This window comes from Cohnella cellulosilytica (assembly GCF_042431195.1).
Taxonomy (GTDB): domain Bacteria; phylum Bacillota; class Bacilli; order Paenibacillales; family Paenibacillaceae; genus Cohnella; species Cohnella cellulosilytica.
Genome location: NZ_JBHMDN010000080.1, coordinates 1 through 865, shown reverse-complemented (window position 1 = coordinate 865; position 865 = coordinate 1). Strand labels below are relative to the sequence as shown.

The 865-nt window shown below is 54.9% G+C and carries 1 protein-coding gene; it reads right to left on the bottom strand.

The window, feature by feature from the left end:
- Positions 1-865 (bottom strand): hypothetical protein (locus tag ACFFT4_RS35000; protein WP_378054515.1); only part of this gene is annotated, 865 nt, incomplete at both ends.

Genomic DNA, 865 nt, shown 5'->3' with positions numbered 1-865 from the left:
TAGTATTGGATATGCAGCTCCGCGAATGCGTTCTGCAACTGCGGCGTATACACATCCCCGGATAACAGGTACGTTTTGCCGCCTTCAACTGCCACCGATTGCAAAACTTGCGCTCTCGCCCATGGCACCAGACCCGTCGCTTCCACCTTTAACGCCCGGCTGCCTGTGCTCTCTTCCACAACAAGTTGTCCCGTTGCGGACGCATCGATATCCTTTGTCCAAAGTGCAATGTCGGACCCGATAGATTGCGTAAACGCACCGTTGCCCAACAGGTTGCCCTCGTCCTCGATCAGCGGTTCCTCGTATTCAAACTTCAGCGCATCAGCATACAACGTACCCGAGCCGCCGCTCTGGTTGGCCGTCAAATGCACTCCGACTTCCGCCAACACCGTGCCTTCTGGAATGATGCCCTGCTTCTCCAGATACACATAACCATTTGTTTCCTGATTCAACTCCACCGTGAACGAACCGACATTCGTCCAGTCCTCGTCGTAGAACCACACGAGTAATTGACCATACGCGTCATTGAGCTCTTCCGCATGCAATTGCCCGCTCAGCTTAAAGGTTTGACCTGCTTCTACATTAATCCGTTGACGAATATAGCCGCTCTTCCAGATCGGCAGATTCGCCGCTTCGATCTTCATCGCCTTGCTTCCGCTGGCTACCGGGGCGTTCACCGATTCAATTGTGCCGGTGCCCGTATTAAAGCTCTGCCAGCCGGTCGCGCTTGCGTCCAGGGTATGCTCGAAATCCGCATTCATCAGCAGGTTCGGGTCCGTTGTCTCGCGCAGGTCGATGTTGTCGGCATACAGCAAACCACTGCCATTGCCCGTCCCGTTCGCAGAAAGTCTGACGCTGACCTGCG